We start from the raw sequence: 22,109 nt of genomic DNA on the forward strand, positions 1-22,109 counted from the left end.
AACGTCATGCTTGCACGTAGGAGGCGCTGGGTCGGCGGCAGAGCGGTCATCAAACGATCCGCTCCGTGTTACCTCTACACCGGGCGTTCACATGGCAAGCCTGCCTCGCGGAGCGTTTCAATTACTAACCGACGACGAAGTGGAGTTGCTTGTGCCCTCAACGCGCCGGGCACCCGATTGCGTCTGCGTGTCGCGCGAACTGCCAAAACTATACGTATCGATGCCGTGCGCGGTCTGCTCGGCAGCAATTGTTTGCGCGCTCGGTCCCTGCTGTGAGCTCGGCGCACCGACAGCCGGCCGGTAAAACGGAGCCGGACCGTAGCCGCTAGCGAAAGCTGACCCAGCGAATGCACTGGAAGCGATGAAAAAGAGAGTAGCGAATACTTTGCGGTTCATGACGCGCTCCAAGATGGGTTGATATTTGACGAGAAGCACGGCAGCGGTCTTACCAGGCTGTCAGCTACATCGCGATGACTCAAGCGTATACCCTTACTATCAGGTTTTGAACACAATACGGTACATGGGCTTATGAACTCAGTTCATCAATCAACTTCCCGTCTTCTTCCGGGCACCGTCAATGCGAAGCTTGTCGGTTTGGTTGTCGCGAGTTCGATCGGCTGTGGGGCGGGTTAGCTACATTTATCGACGCGTGTTTTTTGAGGACATGGGACAGGGGCCGTGGAAGAGAAACCAGCCGGGCCAAAGTCTCATTATCCTGATAGACAATGCTGACAGCGTTTTCCCGCTCGTGATTGACGTAAATGAATTTAGCGACGTTTTTTCGTTATCCTAATTGACAAATTTGTACGTATGCTCTTTGGTCCGATCTGCACAGGAAAATGCTGCGATGTTCCGGGCCGGGACGCGGAGTCTGACGGTCCCTCATCGACCCACAAGCGACACCGGTGGGAGTGGGATGACAGACTGCTGTACCACCGACAACCGACATTCAGTATTCGCGCCCGGGGCTAGTGCTTAAACCGTTGATTGGCGCAAGTGCTCCGTTGACGTCCTCGTGGGTTCCCGGCGGTGGTGATCGATTCAGCTCAGTGCGGTTTAACGCAGTGGCAATAAATAAAATGCTGGACTCGCCCTGCCGGCGTCACATGCATTTCTTCGTTGTGTTCCACCAGTTCGAAGGCCGGGCCGAATTCACCATGCAGCGAGTCCGGGTCGTACTGGACCACCGGAAGACCGCTGCACTCGGTCGGGCCGTCCGGAGCAAAGGTGGCGACTATGACGTGCCCGCCCGGCTTCACCGCGCGCACGACCTGGGCGACATACGCGCGACGGTCGGCCTCGCCCGTGAGAAAGTGAAATACCGCCCGGTCGTGCCAGACATCGAAGAATCGTTCCGGCAATGGCGCGGAAGTGACATCAGCCTCGATCCACTGCACGAGGCCGGATTTTTGCTCGAGCCGTCTGCGGGCCACGGCCAGCGCTTCGCCGGAGAGATCCAGCACGAACAGGTTGCGGTAGCCGTGAGCGACCAGGTCATCAATCAACGTCGATGCGCCGCCGCCCACGTCGATGATTGCGGCAGCCGGCCCAACGCCGATCCGCTGAATCAGATCCAGCGACAGCGCTGCGTGCGGCTGATACCAACTGACGTCCGTTGACGACTTCGTCGTATAGATCTTTTCCCAATGGGTCTTCGATTGCATCGCGTTCCCTATAGGTCTCGTTTGTTGGCCCCCGCGGCTCGAATCTTTGCGCGAAAAACCGGAGGATGCGCTACGTCGCAGGCGACAGCGCTTCGATGATCCGACATTCCGCGACCGTTCCGCAACTGCACTGATCGATCAGGTTGTCGAGCTCTGCCTTTAGCGCCTGTAGATCACGGATTTTGCGCTCTACCTCGAATCGATGTTCCCTCGCGATTGCGTCGATTGCCGAGCATGAGCGGCTGCGATCGTCCGCGAGCGCGAGAAGCTCGCGCACCTGCTCCAGCGAAAACCCCAGATCGCGCGCGCGCCGGATGAAGCTCAGGCGATTCAGGTGTGCCACCGTGTACGAGCGGTAATTGCCTTCGGTCCGAGCCGGGGCCGGCAGCAGGTTCGTTTTTTCGTAAAAGCGGATCGTTTCCACCTTCGTGCCCGTTGCACTGGCCAGATGGCCGATTGTCAACATTGGGTTGTCCATTGCTTGACCCCGTAGTGACTACAGGGTCTATCGTAGACTCCCATGAAGACATTCGTCGAGGTCAAAACACCGTGAACGCTCCCGACTCCCTGAAACTCCGCATCGAAGGAATGGACTGCGCGGCCTGTGCAGTCAAGATAGAAAACGCGATGAAGCGAGTACCCGGCGTCAGCGACATCAATGTCAGCTACGGTCTGGAGAGTCTGTCCCTGAAATTCGACGTGGACCGGACCTCATCGGCCGTGATCGAGGGAAAAATCCGTGCGCTGGGTTTCACACCAGTCGGCGGCGGTTCGCACGGAACAGCCGCCTCCTCTGGTCCGGTGAGCAGCCTCCGATCGTCATGGTGGCGGGGGCGTAAGGCTTACCTTGCGCTGGCCATCGCAGCGATGTTCGGGATCGCGACTGCCGTGGCGCATATCGAGCCGGCCCTCGCGCAATGGGCATACTCCGTGGCAGCGCTTATCAGTATCGTGCCCTTCGCGAAGCGCGCATATGCGGGAGCAACCTCGGGCACACCGTTCAGCATCGAGACGCTGATGTCAGTGGCAGCGCTTGGCGCGATGCTTATTGGCGCGGCACAGGAAGCGGCGGTGGTCATTCTTCTGTTCGCGATCGGCGAATTGCTGGAAACGGTCGCGGCAGGCAAGGCAAGAGCTGGTATCGAAGCGTTGGTCTCCCTGGTGCCGCGCGATGCGTTACGGGAGCGCACCAACATTCTTGAGCGGGTGTCGGCCGACACGCTTCAGATTGGCGACATCGTCGTTGTGCGGCCCGGCGATCGTATCCCCTCCGATGGAAACGTCATCGGAGGCGTTTCGGACGTCGACGAAGCACCGGTGACCGGCGAGTCGGTGCCGGTGGCCAAGGAACCGGGAGCGACCGTTTTCGCCGGGAGCATCAGCACGAACGAGTTGCGTGTCGAGGTTACCCGCACGGCGGCCGACAACACGATCTCCCGCATCATTCACATGGTCGAGGAAGCGCAGGAGTCCAAGGCACCGACGGCACGACTGATCGACCGCTTCAGTCGGCGATACACGCCGGCCGCGATGTCGGTCGCGCTGCTGGTGGCCATCGTGCCGCCTCTCTTTTTCAACGCGGAGTGGGTAACGTGGATCTATCGTGGTCTGGCCACGTTGCTGATTGCCTGCCCCTGCGCGCTGGTGATCTCCACGCCAGCGGCCATTGCGTCGGCCCTTGCCGCAGGAGCCAGACGTGGCCTGTTGGTCAAGGGTGGCGCAGCGCTGGAAGCCCTCGGCAAGATCAGGACTGTGGCATTCGACAAGACCGGGACGCTCACGCTGGGCCGTCCCCAAGTCACAGACATCGTATCCGTCGACGGAACGGCAGATGACGTTCTGGCGAAAGCGGCCGCAGTGGAGCGCAAGGTGAGCCATCCGCTCGGCATGGCTATTGTGGAAGCCGCGAGCACGCGAGGGCTCGAATTGCCGGCAAGTTTCGGTGCCGCATTGACAGTGCCGGGCAAGTCGGTCACCGCTCGCCTGAAAGGCGGCTTCGTGTTTGTCGGATCGCCGCGCCATGCGAGCGAGCAAACAGCGCTCGACGCACATATCGCGCAGCAACTGGAGGCGCTTGAGCGGCAGGGCAAGACTGTCGTCGTGGTGCTGTCCGGCAAACGGGTCGAGGGACTCATCGCGTTGCGCGACGAGTCGCGCAGCGACGCCGCCGAAGCCATCGCCACCCTGCACCGCTGGGGCATCGGCACGGTCATGCTGACGGGGGACAATCAGCGGACGGCGGATGCCATCGGGGCGACTGTGGGCGTCCAGGTCAGAGCGGAACTGCTGCCCGCCGCAAAGCTTGCTGAAATCGAAGCGATCCGGGCGAAAGGCCTTGTTGCGATGGTCGGAGATGGCATCAACGATGCTCCGGCACTGGCCGCGGCGTCGGTTGGGATCGCGATGGGCGGTGGAACTGATGTCGCTTTGGAAACGGCGGACGCGGCACTGCTGCGCAACAATGTAATGGGCATTGCCGATCTCATCGCACTGTCGAAGTCTACGCTGGCCAACATCTGGCAGAACATCGGGCTCGCGCTTGGACTCAAAGCGATTTTCCTATGCACTACGCTGCTCGGTGTGACTAGTCTATGGATGGCCATTCTCGCGGATACGGGCGCGACCGTCCTTGTGACCGCAAATGCGCTACGGTTACTTTACCCCCGGCGTGGCGCACAACGTTAGCCAAACGACGGACTCGTTTGTTGCGGTGAGGGCCGATCGTCAGTCGAAGAGAACAGCGCGCCACGGCTGGCGTGGTCCCGCGAGCTCGCGTGACGTCGCTTCATCGGTACAAAGCGGCGATCGGATCTCAGATTCGAGCGACTCAAAGTGGCCGAATACGGAAAAAGCAGTTTGCGGAACGAAGGGCACGCGGCATCGTTCCGGTCTTCAATTAACGGCGCGCCGCAGAATGGCATGATCGAGTGATCGAGCGCGAGCGGCGGCCCCCGTAGTCGTGGTCCCGCGCGTTTGGACGCCGGCGCATTGCGGAAGGAAGGTTCAACGTCCGATGAACTTCGTTCAACGTTGGACGAATTTTGACAGCTGCTGCGACAGAATCCGCGTGTTCTCGCATGCGAGAATGCGCATCGCCCTCGTCTACGCGTGAAGTGCCTTTGATGATTATTCGCATAATCATCAAAGCAACTCTGACGTTTAGCTGCGCAGGGCTCAGTACCTGTTGTTGAACACTGCCGCGGAGGAAGGAAGCTGCCCGTTGGCTGATCTGCTCTCGCACGACAGCACTCGTCCGACTCGCTAAACTGGCCGCTGTATCCATCGACCCAGCGGGCGGTCCTATGAGCACCAAAACATCGATCAAGTATCACCACGGAGAAGGCAAGGAGCCGTCCTGGCATCTCTATGAAGAGGCGTTCGAGAAGGACAATGTGGTCTACCTCGAACTTGAAGGCGTGCTGGTCGACGTAGTGATGATCGATAGTGCATGGGCTAAGGCAGGCACGGTGCTGCTACGCCTACCCAATGCCACGGCCCGTCAGCTCGGACTGCTGCCGCACATGGACCAGGTCGACATTCAACCGGAAGAAGATCGCGCCTGAAAAGGAAGCCGCAAACGCCCGCGGTGGAGACGGCCATGTGTCCAGATCGTGTCGAGGTGAATTCGCCGCAGCTGCGCTTCAACGTCACCGGCCCGCGCAGGATCGCGTCGAACGTTTGTTTCTTGCGCGCCATGGGACACATAAGTTGAGATTCACGGTATCGCCGAGGAGAAACTCATGCCATTGATAGCTCAGCTTGATCGGAGATGTGCTTGCGCGCTTGTAGTTCGATGCGCCGAGCACGGCAACGAACACGTGCGCCTCGAATTCGACGCCGCCATCGCGCGCGAGGATCGGCACGGTGGGGCCCGCGAAGTCGGCGAACAGTTTCTCGCCGGCGCGGTGCTGCTGGCGCATTGAGCGCTTGAGCGACTTCGCCCAGTCCTTTTACTTCTGGCAGAACTGCGTGTAGCGGTAGGTCCGCTGGCCGGGGTTCGCTTCAGCGTATTCTTCCCACAGCAGTTGCAGCGTCACGCCCTTGCGGCGAAGCTCGCGATGCAATGCCGTGTAGTCGGGCTCGATGCGTCGCGACACCGTCGCCGTGGCATCGGTTACCGCAGGCCTCAGGCGCGCGTTCAGTTCATCGTCGGACAGCGCTTCGGCTGCGGCCCAGTCGAGTCCCGCCTGGCTGGCCTGGGCCGCGAAACTTCGACACCGCCCCGACGCTGATGCCGATGGCCCGGCTGATCTGCCGATGCGTCAGGCCACACGCCCACTCGTAGAACGCATTAAAGATGTCAACCTTGCGACTATAAAGTTGTCAACTCGGGACTTCGTGCGCCCCGATAGCGTGGCGAGCCTTACTCAGTGTGAGTTTGCTGGACGCGAAATAAAGTCGTCAACTCGCTCTAGATGACGCCTTCGACGCACGGCCGCCGACGTATGGCGGCCGACGTATGCCGACCGCATCGGGCAGCACGCGGCCACCTACGGACGTTGGCTCACGCTTTCATGCGGACGTTCGAACGTCGGCTCCGCCCGGACAACGGCCCACCATGAGCATGCCTGAGTCAGGAAAAAATGGCGCCGTGTGTTGCCAAGTCAATTGGGGGCCGCGCCGCGATCGCTCCGTCGCGGAGGCATAGCCCGCGTATAGACGAACCGCAGCATAGCCCTACCGAACTAAGCTCGTGTCAACAGGCGCAGGATCCGCGGGTCATGAAGCACATCGATGACCATGCTTATGCTGATATCGGTCGCGTCTTCGTGTAGCGGGTTCAGAATGTAATTGAATGCGAAGGGCAAGATAGCGCTGGGCAACTTGAGTAACGCGGTGGCGCCTCCCTGAAGCCATTCGCTGCCAGAAGCCTGTGTCCAGGACGGATTTTCGCGCCAGTCTTCGGGCAGTGCACCCTCTCCCAACTCGGCGATCTTGACTCGCTCACCGACCTCCACGCGCAACAATCGGTAGGTGTCGGGCAGGTCAGCGGCGGAGCCGATCTCCTGATGAACGAGCGTTTCCAGAAGCGCGCCGGCGGGATGCTCAGCCAGATAAACGACTGGTCGTCCCGTGGTATGCCAGCGCCCGGGGGCGCGCAGCCCGCCTACTCCTTTCAGATCGGCGAAATTACTGATCCGCCAGAGCACCATCAAGCGAAATACCCTTCGTCGATCTGTACAAGCGCCTCCTCGACCAAGCGGGCGCCCTGTTCCGTACCCGCCATCACAAGAGCGCTGCGACCAGCGAAGCGATTTTGTGGATTGCGCAACCAATGCATCGCCTTGTCGTTGCCACCGAATGCCGCATGCGCCTGGGCGATAATTCTGGCCAGGCGAATGGCACGGTCGGATTCCTCTGTCGATAGTCGTTCATGCTGCTGTCGACGGTGCGTCAGCGTGCGCCGCGGGATAATGAAGGTCAACTCGTCTGCCTTGAGGCCTTGCGCACTGAGTCGATCAATCACGTCGACGTCGACCCGTTCATGAGCCAGGTCGGCAAGGTCAGCGTCGCCGCGAATGCGGCTTGCCAACAGGCGTTCGAGAAACGCGAACTCCGCGCGGCGCGGATCTCCGGCGCCGGTCGGTATAAAAGCGATGGTTTCCATCGATGCTCCATATCGGCAAAATGCCCACTCATTATAGGCGTTTTGCCATGACGCGACAACCCGCGTCCAGCGACCTTACAAATGCGGGTTGCTGTCGACGCGAGGTTGCCACTCCGCCGAGATAATTGGCTCGTAGCGGAGGGTGTGCTTTTGCGAAACGGGGCTTACTCGGACGGGTGGTGTCCTGCGGATACCCAACAGGCAAGACCCGGCCATGAAGCGACATTCGACATCGGCTTTCAGATGGTCGACAATCGACGCCGTTCGTCTCTCCGAAATCGCGTATGACCCAAGAATATATGTTCGCAAATACACGTCACCTCGTTTGCTGATGCTCAGCAGCACATTCTTGCCGCCGCTGGAGTTTTGCCGGGGCACCAGACCAAGCCATGCCGCAAGTTGCCGGCCGCTCCTGAAGCTCTTTGCGTTGCCGACAGATGCGACGAGTGCGCTCGCGGTAAGTGGCCCGATGCCGGGGACGCGCGCGAGCCGTCGACTCGTCTCGTCGCTGCGGTGCCAGGCTTGAATCTGCGCCTCGAGCTCCCGGACCTGCCTGTCAAGCTCCTTCAGATGGTCCATGAGGCGCTCGATGAGCAATCGAAAAGAGCCAGTGAGTTCGTTCTCTGCGTCCTCGATCAGTTCGGGTACCTGACGCTCGAGATGCCCAATTCCCTTCGGAACAACGATCCCGAATTAATGCCCATTGCCGCCGACCTTCTTCGAAATCGCCAAATCGCAAAGTAAACGGGGTACTAGCCCGAGCGCGATTCGGCGAACTCGAACACCGCCGGCGGGTGGTCGACCCAAACGCCATTCTCTTCGCGTTGTCCAGCGCCAAGATAGCCCCATAATCGCGCGGTTCGTGTTGCCTTGCGACCCTTCTCGAGTAGAGGCAGCGTGGTGTCGTCCACGTGCATGCGGGGCGCCGTGGTCGATACCGACCAGCGTTCGAATATGGGAATGCACTACACAAGCGGTTGCTGAGCCGGTGTGCTCGCAGCGCATCGGACGCTGCGCGCAGGGTGAGAGCCGATCCATCGCGACGTCGATCCACCCGCTCCCGAAGCGTGCGCCGGACTCAATGAGCGGCAGGCCCGTGCGCCGTTGTCGAATGAAGCTCAGGCCGCTGGCCGCGATCGTGCTTGCCAACTTGACCGTTCCTACCTTCGGCGCGGGCCCGCTGCCCGGCGGCGGAAAGTTCGTCGGGGGCGCGGGCTCGATGGTGACCAATGGCACGACTCTCGCCATTAAACAGACTACGCCGACGGCCGTCATCGACTGGAACAGCTTCGGGTTCCCGACGAACACCAGTGCCTGCCCGTCGGCGCAGGCACTGACCCAGAACCCCGGCCTGGCCGCTCGCTACGCCAACCCCTACGCCATCGGCGCCCGCTACGTGCTCGACGACGCCCTCCTGGGGATCGACACCCGCTATCTGAAGTCCGGCGGGGTGACCGACGCGTTGAAGAAGGTCGGCAACTACGCCAGCTATCACGGACCGGATCTGACTCTCGCCGACCTCAGAGCCGAGATCGACGCCGGGCGACCTGTTGTCGCCTCGATCACCTGGCTCAGCGGCGGGACCCACTTCGTCGTGATCGCCGGCATCCAGGGCGAGGGGCTGCTGATCCTCGATCCGGTCAACGGCGAGTGCTTCACGGAGTTCGGCGAGTTCCCCGGCACCTACTTCGGCGGAGCGACCCTGGACGGCTACGCCTTCACCAAACCCTGAGCCACCTCGAAGAGCACCGGCACTCCGATTCGGTCGCCGGAATGCCGGGATACCGCGCAGATGCGCGACACAGGGGTGGCGACCTCAGCCGGCGGCTGGTGACGCGGCGATGGTGTCGAGCAGGGTCGCCAGACGGATCGACTGCCCCGCCGTCCACGGGTTATCACCGGCCGGATGAGTACGGGTGTGCGGGTCGTTGGTCTGCGCGGTAGGGCCGAACCCGTCCGGCAAACGCCGCTTTTTTCGGTGAGAGACCAGTTAGCCTGGTACCTCTTTCCTGGTCGGGTATTTTCGGTCCACCCCGCTACGCTATCTGCGAATTTATGTACGGCAGCCGAGTAGCGCCGACTCTCGCGGCAATCGGACCCGAAGCGGTGGGGCGAACGAAGCCCCAGCTACGACTCGCGGCTGGCGTATCAGATGGGTGAGACGCAGGCGCCGAGACTTACACCCCGACTTGCGGTCCTCCTTTGTATCTCATAGGAAGGGTGATGCGCCTCGGCGACCGCTCATTTGATGCCGATGTGCGTTTCCACCGGCCCCTTGGCGCGGTTAGCGTGCTTGGCTTTGCTCTTCGCGTGCCGACCACACGCCGTCGTCATAAAATTGTGAAGACGGGGGCAACATGAAACATAGACTGATAGTTGGGCTGCTGTGCGGCGGGCTGCTTGCCGGTTGTATGTCGGCCGGCGTCGAAGTGAGGCCCGAACAGATGTCGAGCTTCAGGCCCGGTGTGACGAGCCTGCAAGACGTGACAGCCACGCTCGGCCCGGCGTCGGTGCAGACCGCGCTGGACGACGGTTCGACGCTGCTCGTCTACACGTTCGTGACGTCGAGGCCGCATCCAGAGAGCTTTATTCCGTTCATCGGGGCGCTGGTTGGCGGTGCCGACACGCGGTCGTCGGCGGCGGTGTTCCTGTTCGATGCGCGCGGCATCCTCAAGAGTGAAAATACCACGACCTCGAACGTCGGCACGGGCCTGGGCACCGGCTTGAGCACCAACCTGCACAGCGCGCCGGTGCCAGGCGTAGCGCCGCCCGTCGTGGTCAAGAGCATTCAGCCCCCCGACCTGCAGAGCACTGAGTCACTTCCGGACGAGGAAGTCCAACCGGCCCCGGAAATCAGTGTCGAACCGCTGCCGGAACCAAGCGTCCCACCGGCTCCGAGCAAGTAGCGGCGGACCTAAGCCATTCATTACCAATGAGTGTCCGCGGCAAGCCAATGCGATGGCACGACCGTAAAGCCAGGGCTGCGTTTGAAGGCCTGCTTACCAGCACTTGCAGCTTGAAAGTGGCCTTTGCCATAATACGTTGAAGATCAGCACTCCGAGTCTAACAAAGCTGTTTGCACGATTAAGGGAAAACCCGCTTCCAGACGCGCGCTCGCTGGCGGGCCGATCATCGGGCGAGTTCCCGAATGACCAGCCGCAGTATCGCTTGGCGAGACCTCACCGCAGATCCGAACGAGTGATGCATTGGAAACCACCCGTGCACGATCAACCTGCTGAGAGGTTACACCTCAACGCACCGTACGGAGGCGTCCGACGCCAGTAAGCCTCGCCAGAAACGCAGGCAGGAGTGGGGTCGGCAAGCGCCCGTTCCCCGGAAATCCGCCAAGAACCAGAAAAAAGGCCGCAAACTCGTCGCGGCCTTGTAGTTCAGCGGCGTGTCGCCGCGGGAATTCGTCAGGCGAAGGTGTCGATGAGCCCAACCGATCGACGCACGGGTGAGGCGACAGCGGCGCTCGCCGCTGCCGAGGCGTCACCGTCATTGCCGCGGCAGCACGCGCCCGCGGACGTCAATCTGCTCCGGTGCCGAGGAAGGACTCGCCGACGGTAGCACCGCCCACTGATCGCCACCCCCGTCGGACTCTCGGCCACCTTCGATACGAGGTGAGTGTGCGCCAAGTCTGAGGAGGTCTCTACTTGCACTCCGTTTCGACCCACTGGTCGACCACGCGTTGCGCCGCGTGTAGATTTGCTGGGTAGTTTGGGTCGTCGTGCCAGGGTGCCGGGTTGTAGCCTGCTTTCCTCAGGGCCGAAAGCTCGCTTCGGTGTTGCGACTTCGTCGGAGACGCGTTGTTGTTTTTCAGTACGACCAGGTCACGGCACTCCGTTGGGCTCAGATGTGGCCCGCTTTTTGGCCCGCCGGCGGCGGCATATCCAGTCAGCAGGAACGCCAGCGCAGCAAGCGTCGAGCAGTTTCTCGTGAGCATTTTCATCGCGCATCTCCAGGCGTCCGATTGGCGCAACGCAAGCGATGCGATGTCGCCGCTCGCGCGTAACTTCTGCGTTTATTTTGCCTTATTCCAGCCACCAGAAGAGGTGCACTGTACGAAAAGACGAGAGTCAGGCGCCAACGCTGACGCGGTCAAAGCGCTTTCCCGGAAACGGATCGAGCAGGGAACTTAAGGGGCGACTTCTGACCGACGCGGCCCTCGCATATAGCAGACTAAGCGGCCGCTTTCAGCTACAAATCGGGTACTCAGAGCGCTCGAGTCAGTGGAAACCGTCTCCCGTCGGCGCTCCCCCGGATCAACGAATCAAGCGTCGCCTTTCATGTCAGACTCACTCACGCCGGCCATGGGCGATGCGCCGAAATTGTCAAACAGGATGTGCAGGCTGAGAAGGAGAACCCAGAGCGGGAAAACCAGCACGATCCAATCTATGTGCCGGCCAGCAAAGAGCAACGCGAGTGCAGCGGCATATCCAATAAACGCGATCCAGCGCGAAACAAAGCCGGTGCGAAGAGCAAGCGTACAGGTGGCGATCGTGAATACTGCGGCCATGCGGACCGCGTAGACATTCATGATTTCGGAGGCAACCGCTCGCGCAACGGTGAAGGTGGCCGAACCGGGAAGTCGATCGGACTCGACGCCATACGCGGTCACAATCCCGCCGACGAACGAGGCAGCGGCAAACAACATCGCCAGGAACAGGAGGCCGCTCCCCATAAACACCGTGGCGAAGAAGCGATCCTCGCGTTCTCCGAGGCGATCCCGCAGCACGCCAATGAACCAGAGAAAGGCAATGCCAGCGAACGGCACCAGGTTGACCGCAACAGACACGGTACTCGATCTTTCTCGAAGCCACTGGCCCGGTTCTGAAGCGAGAACAGGAACAGAACGCCGCAGCAGCAGAAGGCTGGTAATCAGTAAAACAGAAAATATGATGCCGGCGATGGCGGCAGCGCGGGGGGCTCTCAGGCGCGCGCCTGGCCCGATCCGCTGCAGTCGCCAGTCCTTCGTTGAGGGATCCATGTTCAGCGTCCTTCGCACCCGGTCGCGATCCTTGCGGATACTCGGTTCATGCTAGGCCAAGCAGCGGTCAACTGAAAGTACCGGCAGGGATCGATCCAGCAAGGCGTCAACTCTGGCCGCCGCGCGACGTCTGTGCGGATGGTGAGCGAAACCAACCAGCTGCAGTGGGGTCGGCTTCTGACAAAACGCGGACCGATTAATGGCGAGCCAATGCGGGAGTGGTGGCGTCGTCGGAGAACTTGGGGCTTAGCTGCGGGACCGTTGTCCTGCCTTCGCTGGTACGAGGGGAGGAGGACGGCACGATCAGCGCCGGCGGGGTCGGCGCTAGCGCAGCGTCGACAAGGAATCCAGTCGACGTTAGGAAAATCGCGGCGGACAACACAAAGGCCATTGAGTGCGCCTCTCCGATGCTGGTGACCTAGGCTGACGACCGGCCCATTCGCTTTCTGACTTCTACATCGTAGATCAAAAATTCGAAGTCGCCCAATACACGGCCTCTGTTTTCTCTTCGGCAGCACGCGCTGTTAGTGCCATAGGTCGACCTGCCTTGCCGCGGCGTCGGTCTGGGATTTAGTGGTACGGATTCGTCGAGCCCGGTTCTTTCGCACGCGGCGACTACACTGCCACGAAGCGAAGTTCACTCCTCAAAGGGAGGCCCGCCCACATTCGATCACGGTAGAAGCAATTGACGTCATTCCGCGACAGTTTTATCGATCTGGTTCAGGCCTGTCACGGGATGCACGCCGTCATCCTTGCGACGCAGCCCCGGGCTGTTGGTGTGCGGGAGGCGTACTTCGGGCTACCCCCTATTGTGGCTTGAAATCCACATGCAATAACGTATTCTGCGTTGATAGCGACCCATCCTCTTTGCCTTCCCGATTCGATGTAGTGAGACCGCCGACAGGCGCGACGCGGCCCGCAAACTCAAACAAGCGCCGGTGCGGGTCACCCATCGCAAACCCTCGTGGGTGAAGCGCCATGGACAGGAGATGTCGATATGGGCCAGCTTCCCACTTCGGGCGCTTCACAGCAGACTACCCTCAGCTCCGACGAGCTTCGACTGATCGATGCGTGGTGGCGTGCGTGCAACTACCTCTCGGTCGGCATGATCTATCTGATCGACAACCCCTTGCTGAAGGAGCCGCTCAAGGTCGATCACGTCAAGCAGCGTCTGCTCGGTCACTGGGGCGCGAGTCCGGCGCTGTCGTTCACATGGGCGCATCTGAACCGGGTCATCAAGCGCGACGACCTCGACGTGATCTTCATGGCTGGCCCCGGGCATGGGGCGCCCGGCGTGCTCGGTCCTGCCTATCTTGAGGGCACCTACTCGGAGGTGTATCCGGACAAGAGCGAAGACGTCGAGGGCATGCAGAAATTTTTCAAGCAGTTCTCGTTTCCCGGCCACATCGGTTCGCATGTCACGCCGGAGACGCCCGGCTCGATCCACGAAGGCGGCGAACTGGGCTACAGCCTGTCTCATGCGTATGGTGCCGCGCTCGACAATCCGGACCTCATCGTCGCCTGTGTGGTCGGCGACGGCGAAGCGGAAACCGGGCCGCTCGCCACGGCGTGGCATTCGAACAAGTTTCTCAATCCCGTGCGCGACGGCACCGTGCTGCCGATTCTCAACCTGAACGGCTACAAGATCGCGAACCCGACCATCCTCGCGCGCATCAGCCACCAGGAACTCGAGGCGCTGTTCGTGGGCTATGGATACAAGCCATATTTCGTCGAAGGATCGGACCATGCAGAGATGCATGAAAAGATGGCCACCACGCTCGACGCCGTCATTGCGGAAATCCGCGCCATTCATGAGAAAGCGCGCGCGGGCGGCGAGCCCGAGCGGCCGCGATGGCCGATGATCGTGCTCAGAACGCCCAAGGGCTGGTCCGGGCCGAAGGAGGTCAAGGGCCACAAGGCCGAGGGCTCGTGGCGTTCACATCAGGTGCCGTTCTCCGATGTCCGGAACACTCCGGCCAATCTCGAGCTTCTGGAAAGCTGGTTGCGCAGCTACAAGGCCGAAGAGCTATTCGATGCCGATGGACGGCTGATGCCGGAACTGCGCGCCCTCGCACCGGCAGGGCCGCGACGCATGAGCGCGAACCCGCATGCCAATGGCGGCGTATTGCGCCGGGCGATGAAGCTGCCGGATTTCCGCGACTATGCAGTCGATGTCTCTCGCGCGGGCAAGGTGCTTTACGAGAATACGCGGCCACTCGGCGAATTCCTGCGCGACGCCATGCGCGACAACATGAGCACCTTCCGCGTGTTCGGCCCGGACGAAACGGCTTCCAATCGACTCCAGTCGATTTACGAAGTCAGCAAGAAGGTCTGGATGGGCGACCTGCTGCCCGAAGACGAAGACGGCGGAGAACTGTCGCGCGACGGCCGGGTGATGGAAATGCTCTCGGAGCATACGCTCGTGGGATGGCTCGAGGGCTACCTGCTTTCAGGGCGGCATGGCTTCTTCCACACCTACGAGGCATTCGCGCATGTCGTGGATTCGATGTTCAACCAGCATGCGAAATGGCTGGACATCTGCAAGAACCATGTGCCGTGGCGTGCGTCGGTGTCGTCGCAGAACATCCTGTTGTCCTCGACCGTCTGGCGGCAGGATCACAACGGCTTCTCGCATCAGGATCCCGGCTTCATCGACCTCGTCAGCAACAAGAGTCCTTCTGTCACGCGCGTCTACCTCCCGCCGGATGCGAATACGCTGCTCGTCGTCGCGGACGAATGTCTGCGTTCGACCGACTGCATCAACGTGATTGTCGCGGACAAGCAGAAGCACCTTCAGTTCACCACCATGGACGAAGCGATCGTGCACTGCGCGAAGGGTCTGGGCGTGTGGCGACGCGCGAGCAACGACGAGGGCGAGGGGGCCGGACGTCGTCATGGCATCGTGCGGCGATGTCGCCACTCAGGAAGCGCTGGCAGCGACGGCAATCTTGCGCGAGCGGCTGCCCGAACTGAAGCTGCGCTTCGTGAACGTGGTGGACCTCTTCAGGATGCAGCCCGCGAGCGAGCACCCGCACGGCTCGACCGAGCGCGAGTTCGACAGTCTCTTCACGGTGGACAAGCCGGTGATCTTCAACTTCCACGGCTATCCGTGGCTGATCCACAAGCTCGCCTATCGCTTCCGCAACCACGAGCATCTGCACGTGCGCGGCTACAAGGAGAAGGGCAACATCAACACACCGCTCGAACTCGCGATTCTCAATCAGGTCGACCGCTTCAATCTCGTGATCGATGTGCTCGACCGCGTGCCGCGATTGCAGGGCAGAACGGCGCATCTCAGGGAAGACATGATGAACGCCATCATCAGCAACCTGAACTATGCACACACGCATGGCATCGACCGCGCCGAGATCACCGACTGGGTGTGGCCGGACTGAGTCCGCCCGAGGGAAAAGACCATGGCCGACGGCCCGAGCGCCACCACATCCAGCAGCGCCGAACCCGCACGAAGCGGGCTGGATGCCGACGCGCTGCAGCGCGACGTCATCGACAACCTCATCTGCCTGCAGGCCCGCTATCCGGCAATCGCCACCCCGCACGACTGGTACATGGCACTCGCCTACAGCGTGCGCGACCGCATGCTGGCCCGTTGGGTGGCGACGGTGCAGACCTATGCCGCGCGCGAGGTCAGGGTCGCCTGCTATCTCTCCGCCGAGTTTCTGATCGGGCCGCAACTCGGCAACAACATCGTCAACCTGGGCATCGAGGCCAATGCGCGCGAAGCCATGCAGGCGCTCGGCCAGGACCTCGACACGCTGCTCGCGCTGGAAGAAGAGCCAGGTCTCGGCAACGGCGGGCTCGGCCGGCTCGCGGCCTGTTACCTGGATTCGCTCGCCACGCTCGAAACGCCTGCGATCGGCTACGGCATCCGCTATGAGTTCGGCATCTTCGATCAGGAGATCCGCGACGGCTGGCAGGTGGAAATCACCGACAAGTGGCTGCAGAAGGGCAATCCCTGGGAGATCGTGCGTCCGGACGTCACGTTCTATGTGCCCTTCGGCGGACGCATCCAGAACGAGACCGATGCAGACGGCCGCCTTCGCGTGCGCTGGATACCGGCGAACCAGGTCAAGGGCGTTGCCTGCGACATCCCGATGCTCGGCTTTCGCGTCAACACCTGCAACACGCTGAGGCTATGGAAGAGCGAGGCGGTAGAGTCGTTCGACCTGCAGGACTTCAACGCCGGTGACTACTACCAGGCCGTCCAGGAAAAGGTGATCTCCGAAACGCTATCGAAGGTGCTTTATCCCAACGACGAGCCCGAAGCGGGCAAGCGCCTGCGCCTCGCCCAGCAATACTTCTTCGTTTCATGCTCGCTGCAGGACATGCTGCGCCTGCTCGACCTCAAGGGCGAACCGACGCAACGGTTCGCGGACATGTTCGCGGCGCAGCTGAACGATACCCATCCGGCGATCGCGGTCGCCGAGTTGATGCGGCTCCTGATCGACGAGAGGCAAATGCCGTGGGACGAGGCTTGGGACATCACCGGGCGCGCACTGGCCTATACGAACCACACGCTCCTGCCTGAAGCGCTCGAGACCTGGGGTTTGCCGCTCTTCCGGAGCCTGCTGCCACGCCCGCTCGAAATCATCTATGAGATCAACCGCCGGTTTCTCGACGATCTCCGTCAGCGCTACGCCAATGACGAGGCGCGTGTGGCGCGGATGTCGCTGATCGACGAGCGCGGCGACAAGCTGCTGCGCATGGCGCACCTCGCGACCGTCGGCTGCCATGCCGTCAATGGCGTAGCCGCCCTGCATTCCACCCTGCTCAGGCAGACCGTGTTGCGGGATTTTGCCGAACTGTGGCCCGAGCGGTTCCACAACGTCACGAACGGCGTCACGCCGCGCCGCTTCATGTTGCTCTGCAACCCCGAGCTCGCGCGGTTGCTCGACGAGACAGTCGGAGAAGGCTGGATCACCGACCTCAAACGGCTTCAGGGACTCGTGGCACACGCCAACGACGACGCTTTCCAGGAGCGGTGGCGTCGCGTCAAATTATTGAAGAAGGAAGCGCTGGCGGGGCGGATCCGGAGCGTGACAGGCATCGTCGCCGACCCCGGCGCTTTGTTCGACGTTCAGGTCAAGCGCATTCACGAGTACAAGCGCCAGCATCTGAACGCCCTCTTCATCATCAGCCTCTACCAGCGCCTGCGGAGCAATCCACAACTGGCGGTCGCGCCGCGCTGCTTCGTGTTCGGCGGCAAGGCGGCACCGGGCTATGCGATGGCCAAGCTGATCATCCGCCTGATCAATGGCGTGGCCGAAGTGGTGAACAACGACCCCGCGGTGAACGACCGACTGAAGGTCGTGTTCCTTCCTGACTTCAATGTCAAGAACGCTCATCTCGTCTACCCGGCGGCGGACCTCTCGGAGCAAATATCGACGGCCGGCAAGGAGGCTTCGGGCACCGGCAACATGAAGTTCATGATGAACGGCGCGCTGACCATCGGAACGCTGGATGGAGCCAACGTCGAGATTCGCGAGGAAGTCGGCGAGGATAATTTCTTCCTGTTCGGCCTGACCGCAGATCAGGTCGAGCGAGTAAGGCGCGAGGGCTACCGCCCGGCGGACTACGCGAACTCAAACCCGCAGTTGCGTGACGTTCTTGCACTGATCACAGATGGGCATTTCTCACGCGGCGACCGCGACGTGTTCCGCCCGTTGGTCGAAAACCTGCTCCAGTCCGATCCGTTCCTGGTGCTGGCCGACTACGCCGACTACGTGGCGTGCCAGGAGCGCGTGAGCGCCGCCTGGCAGGACTCGCGGCGCTGGACTCGAATGTCCATCCTCAATACCGCCTGCTCGGGCAAGTTTTCGTCCGACCGCGCCATCGGCGAGTACTGCGACCAGATCTGGAAGATCCGCCCTGTGAGCATTGCCCTTGACCGACTCTGACACCGGGCCGGCCCCGCGATATCCGGTCGGCCACGGGTCGCGATTTCCGCCGGGCGCGACGGTGGTGCCTGAAGGCGTCAACTTTTGCGTCTTCGGCCGCCGTGCCACGCGGGTCGAGCTTCTCCTGTATGCCGCTCCGGACAGCCCTGAGCCGTTTCAGGTCATACCGCTCCTGCCCGAACGCAACCGGACGTTCTTCTACTGGCATGTCCTGGTCGTCGGCCTGCCGTTGGGCACCTGCTACGCATGGCGTCTGGACGGACCCGAGGACATCGAACACGTGCTATTTGACTTGTCCCGTCGATCGCCGAAAAAAAGCCGCAACGAGGTGAAAAACGTCGACCACACGGCCCACCGTGTGGTGGACGATATCGCCGACTGGCAAGGCGTGTGCAGCGCGCGAAGTGGCGGAAAGACGTTTCTCTCTGGACCTCAGGAGATTTGCTTCGTTCCGCGCCGTGCGCGGAAATCCGCCAATAAAAGCGCGTGTGCGATACGCGGTTCGCACATCCCATCGGCTATTGATGGCCCTTGCACCCGCCAGGACAGGCCCACTTCTCAGCATGCTATTCTTTTGAGGGTCGGCTCACGAGCCCGATAGCGTGCCGGGTCGAACGACTCAGGAGAATGAATCAATGCGGGCACTTCTTGGTCTGACGACGGGCGGGCTGCTGCTGGTTTCCACCTGCGGCGCGCAGGCACACAATCTGAGCTTTCTCAACGACACGCCGATCAGTTACATGAAGCAACGCGACATTGACTCGATCAAGAAGGCGGTCGACCGCGCGCTCTATGAGAAGCAGGACGGCGAGACGGCCAACTGGCTCAACGAGGGAACCGGCAACAGTGTCAAGATCGATGCGACGATTGCACTGGACAAAACCACGAAGAACGGCAATCGGACCTGCCGCTCAACGGCAGTTGTGCTGTCCGCGAAGGGTCAGTCTATGAACCTGCGCCCGGTGTTTTGCCGGGAAGGCAGCGGCGTATGGCGGTTACAGAAGCGGTGAGGAACGCGTTGCCTGACGCAGCCGGTAGCGTCGCCGCATTGACGCGCGTGCTGTTATGGGAGCTCGCCGTGTGCTGCTCGTGCACGCCATCAAAACATCGCACTGGGACAGTCCGAAAGCGCATGGCGAAGAGGGGAAGCGCCGCGGCTTTGTCGCGACAGCGATCGCAACGTGATGAGAGACTGACATGAAAAGGACGGCTTATGCAGCAGCCAACGAATAGAATTGCTCGGCAGAAGTTTGTCGAACGCTGTTGTCGTGCAGCTGCCCTTTGGCGATCATGTATGCACACCTCGTGCCACCAAGCACGATGCGGGCGCAACGGAAATTCTTTTCCTTGTTGGGCGACTATTCCAGGCCTATATTTCGGTTGACTCCATATCAACTTCAGAAGCAGCGGCGAGCTGAATAACAGAGCAGTGACTGGGCACGACCGCGGCGTGATAGACGTGACAAAATAAAGCGCATCCTTCTCTTCGAAGGAGATAAACATGAGAGCTTCCGACATCATGACGGCTTCGGTGATTACCGCGAGCCCCGACATGTCGGTGCGGCACGCCGCGGGCGCGATGGTTTTTGCTGGTATCAGCGGCATGCCTGTGATCGACGATTCCGGCAGGTTGCTCGGTATGATCACGGAAGGTGATCTGATGCAACGAGCGGAAATCGGAACCGGCGCCAAACCGCGGGCCTGGTGGCTTGAAATGGTGGCATCGACGACCGAGCTGGCGAGCCAGTACGTGAAGGAGCACGCCAGGAAGGTCAAGGATGTGATGACCACCGACGTCACGACGGTGACAGAATCTTGTCCGGTGGGCGACATTGCGGAGCTCCTCGAACGTCGACGAATCAAGCGCGTGCCGGTGATTCGCGACGGCAAGGTAGTTGGCATCGTGAGCCGCTCCAACCTGATTCGCGCGCTCGTGACCATGGCGCCCGAAGTGCCCGCGTTGGCAGAGAACGGCGACCATGCGATTCGTGAAGACGTTCTCGCCGCCATGGCGGGGCAGCCCTGGGCGATCGCGCGAGAGAACGTCATTGTCGAGAACGGGGTCGTGCATCTTTGGGGGCCGGTCGTCGGGGCAGAAGAAGGCAACGCCATTCGCGTGGCTGCGGAGAACGCGCCGGGCGTCAAAGACGTCATCGCGCACTTCGGGCGCCCGCCGATCGATTAGTCACTGGCCCATTGCATGCTCGTCGTAAGGTCTGGCGCCGCGCTATGCGGGCGTTAACCCGCGGGAAGTGTGTCGGGCGGGCTACCTGCCGGGAGGTAATCCATGGAAGAAACCGAAGACACTGCGCCGCAACCTGGCGGGTTCAGGCGCATTCTTCTTTGCCTAGATTCTCATGAGGCTTCAGGGTGCGCCTGTGCGTTCGTGCGACGTCTCGCGAGGCCCGACTCCGAGATTACGATTGCCGCCGTGGCGCCGGACCCTCACCTAATCGCGACCCACGCGGCGCTCACCAACGTTGATGTTTACCGCGCGCAGAGGGAATTGCTGGAAGAGGCGGAGCGCGCTATCGAGAAAGCGAGCAGTGCGCTCGCAAAAAGATCTGTTGCTGTGCGCACCCACGTGTTCGATCTCGTGAAGGATGGGGGCGATGTCGCACGTGCGCTAACCAGGAGAGCACAAGAAGATAGCACGGATCTGATGATTGTCGTAGTCCGACAACACCACGGCCTCGTGAGGTGGTTCGACTCGTCGGTGGTAGACGCGCTCAGCCGTCTGAGTCCGTGCGCAATGGTCGTCGTGCCAGCTGGGTATGAAGATGCGCCCGACGCTGGATTCCAGCGCATTCTGTTCGCGATCGACGGCAGTCCTACGTCGTTCGCGGCGTTGCGCACGGGCGTGATGCTCGCGACCCCCGCGACGCAAATTCGCGTGGTCTATGTGGTGAACCGCGCGATTTGCGACGGGAGCGCAACATGCATGGCACACCTTCAGGACGCCTTCGTCAAGGAGGGTGAGCGGGCGATCGCGGCGGCTGACGGACAACTCCAGACCCTGCAGGACGTCATGCACCTGCAGGTCTCGGCTGACCTGATCAGTACCGACACCGCCGGCGATGACATATCGAGCGCGTTGTTGCGCGACGCAGAAAGCTGGAATGCCGATTTGCTTGTAATGGGAACGCACGGCAGGCGCGGGGGTCCACGTTCATACTTGGGCAGTGTTCCCAACCAGGTGGCGAGCCTCGCAAAGATCCGGTTGATGCTCGTTCGCGAACGGCATGGCGAACCCGTGACGGATGCGGTATGAGTCGCGGCGAGTGTCTCGCCGCGCATGTTACGAAGCGGTTCTAAGTCCGCCTCCGTGGTCTTCGGAAACGTAACCAAAGGCACTATGCAAAAGACTGCCGCTTTCTCCCGCGTTCTTGAATAGGTTGAGGGTGTCCGTATATTCGTCGGCCCGAGCAGCAGAAATAGGCAACATCAGCAGGACCGTGAGCGTCAATAACAGACGTTTGACGTCAAACGCTAGAATCGGTTCGCCTCGCCGGGTTGATGTCGCGGCGACCGGGGCTGCGCAGTGACGGATCGGCCGGCACGATCCGGCCGGTGACGAGCCAGTCGAGAAGAAACGGCTTGAGGCGCTGTGGACGCTTGCGCGAGGAAAATATCGGCACTTCAATGATGGTCATCTTCCAACTGATGGCTGATAGCCAGCACCGTGACCGTATCGCTGTCCGCTGTGGCAGCGCCTTTCTCGACGATGTTCATATGGCTCGTATCAACTGACATGATGTGTCTCCCCAAAAAGAGCCGAGAATCGCTTTCGGCTTGTTCTGGGCTCACGCAAAATGTTCCGTTCGCGCGAAGCAGCCGGCTCATCGATCAACAAATGAGCTATCGTTGAATCTGGTGTATGCGGCGTAGGGAAGCAGGAGAAGGCGGTGGCGATTGAAGGAGAATGTTGCTTA

Annotated in this window: 20 protein-coding genes and 4 pseudogenes; 11 read left to right on the forward strand and 13 right to left on the reverse strand. The window is 61.2% G+C overall.

Features of this window, described 5'->3' with window-relative positions:
- Positions 1–117 precede the first annotated feature (117 nt).
- The 3 genes from AWB67_RS27460 to AWB67_RS27470 all read right to left on the reverse strand — a co-directional run bounded on the left by AWB67_RS27460 (position 118) and on the right by AWB67_RS27470 (position 2,130).
- Entirely contained in the window at positions 118–396 is a 279-nt protein-coding gene (locus AWB67_RS27460) for a hypothetical protein (protein ID WP_087659377.1), read from the reverse strand.
- Between the two features lie 650 nt (positions 397–1,046).
- On the reverse strand, positions 1,047–1,664 hold the full coding sequence (locus AWB67_RS27465) for a class I SAM-dependent methyltransferase (protein ID WP_087659362.1): 618 nt from the start codon (positions 1,662–1,664) through the stop codon (positions 1,047–1,049).
- A gap of 70 nt (positions 1,665–1,734) precedes the next feature.
- Complete coding sequence (locus AWB67_RS27470) at positions 1,735–2,130, reverse strand: MerR family transcriptional regulator (RefSeq protein ID WP_235025348.1); 396 nt, start codon at positions 2,128–2,130, stop codon at positions 1,735–1,737.
- An 83-nt stretch (positions 2,131–2,213) separates the two neighbouring features.
- On the opposite strand from AWB67_RS27470, the gene AWB67_RS27475 reads away from it, so the two are divergent.
- Together AWB67_RS27475 and AWB67_RS27480 are read left to right on the forward strand one after the other, a co-directional pair.
- A complete protein-coding gene (locus AWB67_RS27475) occupies positions 2,214–4,349 on the forward strand; it encodes a heavy metal translocating P-type ATPase (RefSeq protein ID WP_200822321.1) in 2,136 nt (711 codons plus the stop codon).
- 617 nt (positions 4,350–4,966) lie between these two features.
- Positions 4,967–5,227, forward strand: a complete 261-nt coding sequence (locus tag AWB67_RS27480; protein WP_087659365.1) for a hypothetical protein — start codon at positions 4,967–4,969, stop codon at positions 5,225–5,227.
- Between the two features lie 180 nt (positions 5,228–5,407).
- Here AWB67_RS27480 and AWB67_RS27485 read toward each other — a convergent pair.
- The 5 genes and pseudogenes from AWB67_RS27485 to AWB67_RS43435 all read right to left on the reverse strand — a co-directional run.
- A pseudogene (locus tag AWB67_RS27485) lies at positions 5,408–5,963 on the reverse strand (IS21 family transposase); the annotation flags it as partial.
- A 386-nt stretch (positions 5,964–6,349) separates the two neighbouring features.
- Positions 6,350–6,820 carry an RES family NAD+ phosphorylase gene (locus tag AWB67_RS27490; protein WP_087659366.1) on the reverse strand — a complete coding sequence of 157 codons (471 nt, stop codon included), beginning with the start codon at positions 6,818–6,820 and terminating at the stop codon, positions 6,350–6,352.
- On the reverse strand, positions 6,817–7,272 hold the full coding sequence (locus AWB67_RS27495; RefSeq protein ID WP_087659367.1) for an Xre family toxin-antitoxin system antitoxin: 456 nt from the start codon (positions 7,270–7,272) through the stop codon (positions 6,817–6,819). The genes AWB67_RS27490 and AWB67_RS27495 overlap by 4 nt, the downstream gene beginning before the upstream one ends.
- Positions 7,273–7,347: 75 nt before the next feature.
- Positions 7,348–7,965 (reverse strand): annotated as a pseudogene (locus AWB67_RS43210) (IS110 family RNA-guided transposase); the annotation flags it as partial.
- A 59-nt stretch (positions 7,966–8,024) separates the two neighbouring features.
- The gene (locus tag AWB67_RS43435) at positions 8,025–8,189 is read right to left on the reverse strand and encodes an IS66 family transposase (protein WP_125477693.1); all 165 of its coding nucleotides are present in this window, start codon (positions 8,187–8,189) and stop codon (positions 8,025–8,027) included.
- Positions 8,190–8,383: 194 nt separating this feature from the next.
- Between AWB67_RS43435 and AWB67_RS27505 the strand changes: the two genes are divergently transcribed.
- On the forward strand, positions 8,384–9,004 hold the full coding sequence (locus tag AWB67_RS27505) for a papain-like cysteine protease family protein (protein ID WP_087659368.1): 621 nt from the start codon (positions 8,384–8,386) through the stop codon (positions 9,002–9,004).
- A gap of 625 nt (positions 9,005–9,629) precedes the next feature.
- Complete coding sequence (locus tag AWB67_RS27510) at positions 9,630–10,178, forward strand: hypothetical protein (protein ID WP_087659369.1); 549 nt, start codon at positions 9,630–9,632, stop codon at positions 10,176–10,178.
- Between the two features lie 746 nt (positions 10,179–10,924).
- Here the strand turns inward: AWB67_RS27510 and AWB67_RS27515 are convergent.
- Positions 10,925–11,224, reverse strand: coding sequence for a DUF4148 domain-containing protein (locus AWB67_RS27515; RefSeq protein ID WP_087659370.1), 300 nt, complete (start codon positions 11,222–11,224; stop codon positions 10,925–10,927).
- Here AWB67_RS27515 and AWB67_RS39755 point away from each other — a divergent pair.
- Complete coding sequence (locus AWB67_RS39755) at positions 11,211–11,414, forward strand: hypothetical protein (RefSeq protein ID WP_125477694.1); 204 nt, start codon at positions 11,211–11,213, stop codon at positions 11,412–11,414. The two genes, AWB67_RS27515 and AWB67_RS39755, sit on opposite strands and share 14 nt — an antisense overlap.
- Before the next feature lie 131 nt (positions 11,415–11,545).
- On the opposite strand, the gene AWB67_RS27520 is transcribed toward AWB67_RS39755, so the two are convergent.
- A complete protein-coding gene (locus AWB67_RS27520) occupies positions 11,546–12,262 on the reverse strand; it encodes a hypothetical protein (protein WP_087659371.1) in 717 nt (238 codons plus the stop codon).
- Positions 12,263–13,259: 997 nt separating this feature from the next.
- Here AWB67_RS27520 and AWB67_RS27530 point away from each other — a divergent pair.
- The 4 genes and pseudogenes from AWB67_RS27530 to AWB67_RS27545 all read left to right on the forward strand — a co-directional run bounded on the left by AWB67_RS27530 (position 13,260) and on the right by AWB67_RS27545 (position 19,187).
- Positions 13,260–15,657: pseudogene (locus AWB67_RS27530) on the forward strand (phosphoketolase family protein).
- Between the two features lie 21 nt (positions 15,658–15,678).
- Entirely contained in the window at positions 15,679–18,177 is a 2,499-nt protein-coding gene (locus tag AWB67_RS27535) for a glycogen/starch/alpha-glucan phosphorylase (protein WP_062635076.1), read from the forward strand.
- On the forward strand, positions 18,164–18,778 hold the full coding sequence (locus AWB67_RS43215) for an early set domain-containing protein (RefSeq protein WP_327366580.1): 615 nt from the start codon (positions 18,164–18,166) through the stop codon (positions 18,776–18,778). The genes AWB67_RS27535 and AWB67_RS43215 overlap by 14 nt, the downstream gene beginning before the upstream one ends.
- Positions 18,779–18,812: 34 nt before the next feature.
- The gene (locus tag AWB67_RS27545; protein ID WP_087659373.1) at positions 18,813–19,187 is read left to right on the forward strand and encodes an RT0821/Lpp0805 family surface protein; all 375 of its coding nucleotides are present in this window, start codon (positions 18,813–18,815) and stop codon (positions 19,185–19,187) included.
- 201 nt (positions 19,188–19,388) lie between these two features.
- Here AWB67_RS27545 and AWB67_RS42040 read toward each other — a convergent pair.
- Positions 19,389–19,520 (reverse strand): annotated as a pseudogene (locus AWB67_RS42040) (IS6 family transposase); the annotation flags it as partial.
- Positions 19,521–19,678: 158 nt separating this feature from the next.
- Between AWB67_RS42040 and AWB67_RS27550 the strand changes: the two are divergent.
- Positions 19,679–20,362, forward strand: coding sequence for a CBS domain-containing protein (locus tag AWB67_RS27550; RefSeq protein WP_087659374.1), 684 nt, complete (start codon positions 19,679–19,681; stop codon positions 20,360–20,362).
- A 102-nt stretch (positions 20,363–20,464) separates the two neighbouring features.
- Entirely contained in the window at positions 20,465–21,448 is a 984-nt protein-coding gene (locus AWB67_RS27555) for a universal stress protein (protein ID WP_087659375.1), read from the forward strand.
- A 211-nt stretch (positions 21,449–21,659) separates the two neighbouring features.
- Here AWB67_RS27555 and AWB67_RS40925 read toward each other — a convergent pair whose 3' ends face one another.
- The gene (locus AWB67_RS40925; protein WP_159964955.1) at positions 21,660–21,830 is read right to left on the reverse strand and encodes a hypothetical protein; all 171 of its coding nucleotides are present in this window, start codon (positions 21,828–21,830) and stop codon (positions 21,660–21,662) included.
- A complete protein-coding gene (locus tag AWB67_RS42045; RefSeq protein WP_235025349.1) occupies positions 21,817–21,984 on the reverse strand; it encodes a hypothetical protein in 168 nt (55 codons plus the stop codon). Before AWB67_RS42045 ends, AWB67_RS40925 begins: the two co-directional genes overlap by 14 nt.
- Positions 21,985–22,109: the final 125 nt, after the last annotated feature.

This window comes from Caballeronia terrestris, assembly GCF_001544515.1.
In the GTDB taxonomy this organism is placed as follows: Bacteria; Pseudomonadota; Gammaproteobacteria; order Burkholderiales; family Burkholderiaceae; genus Caballeronia; species Caballeronia terrestris.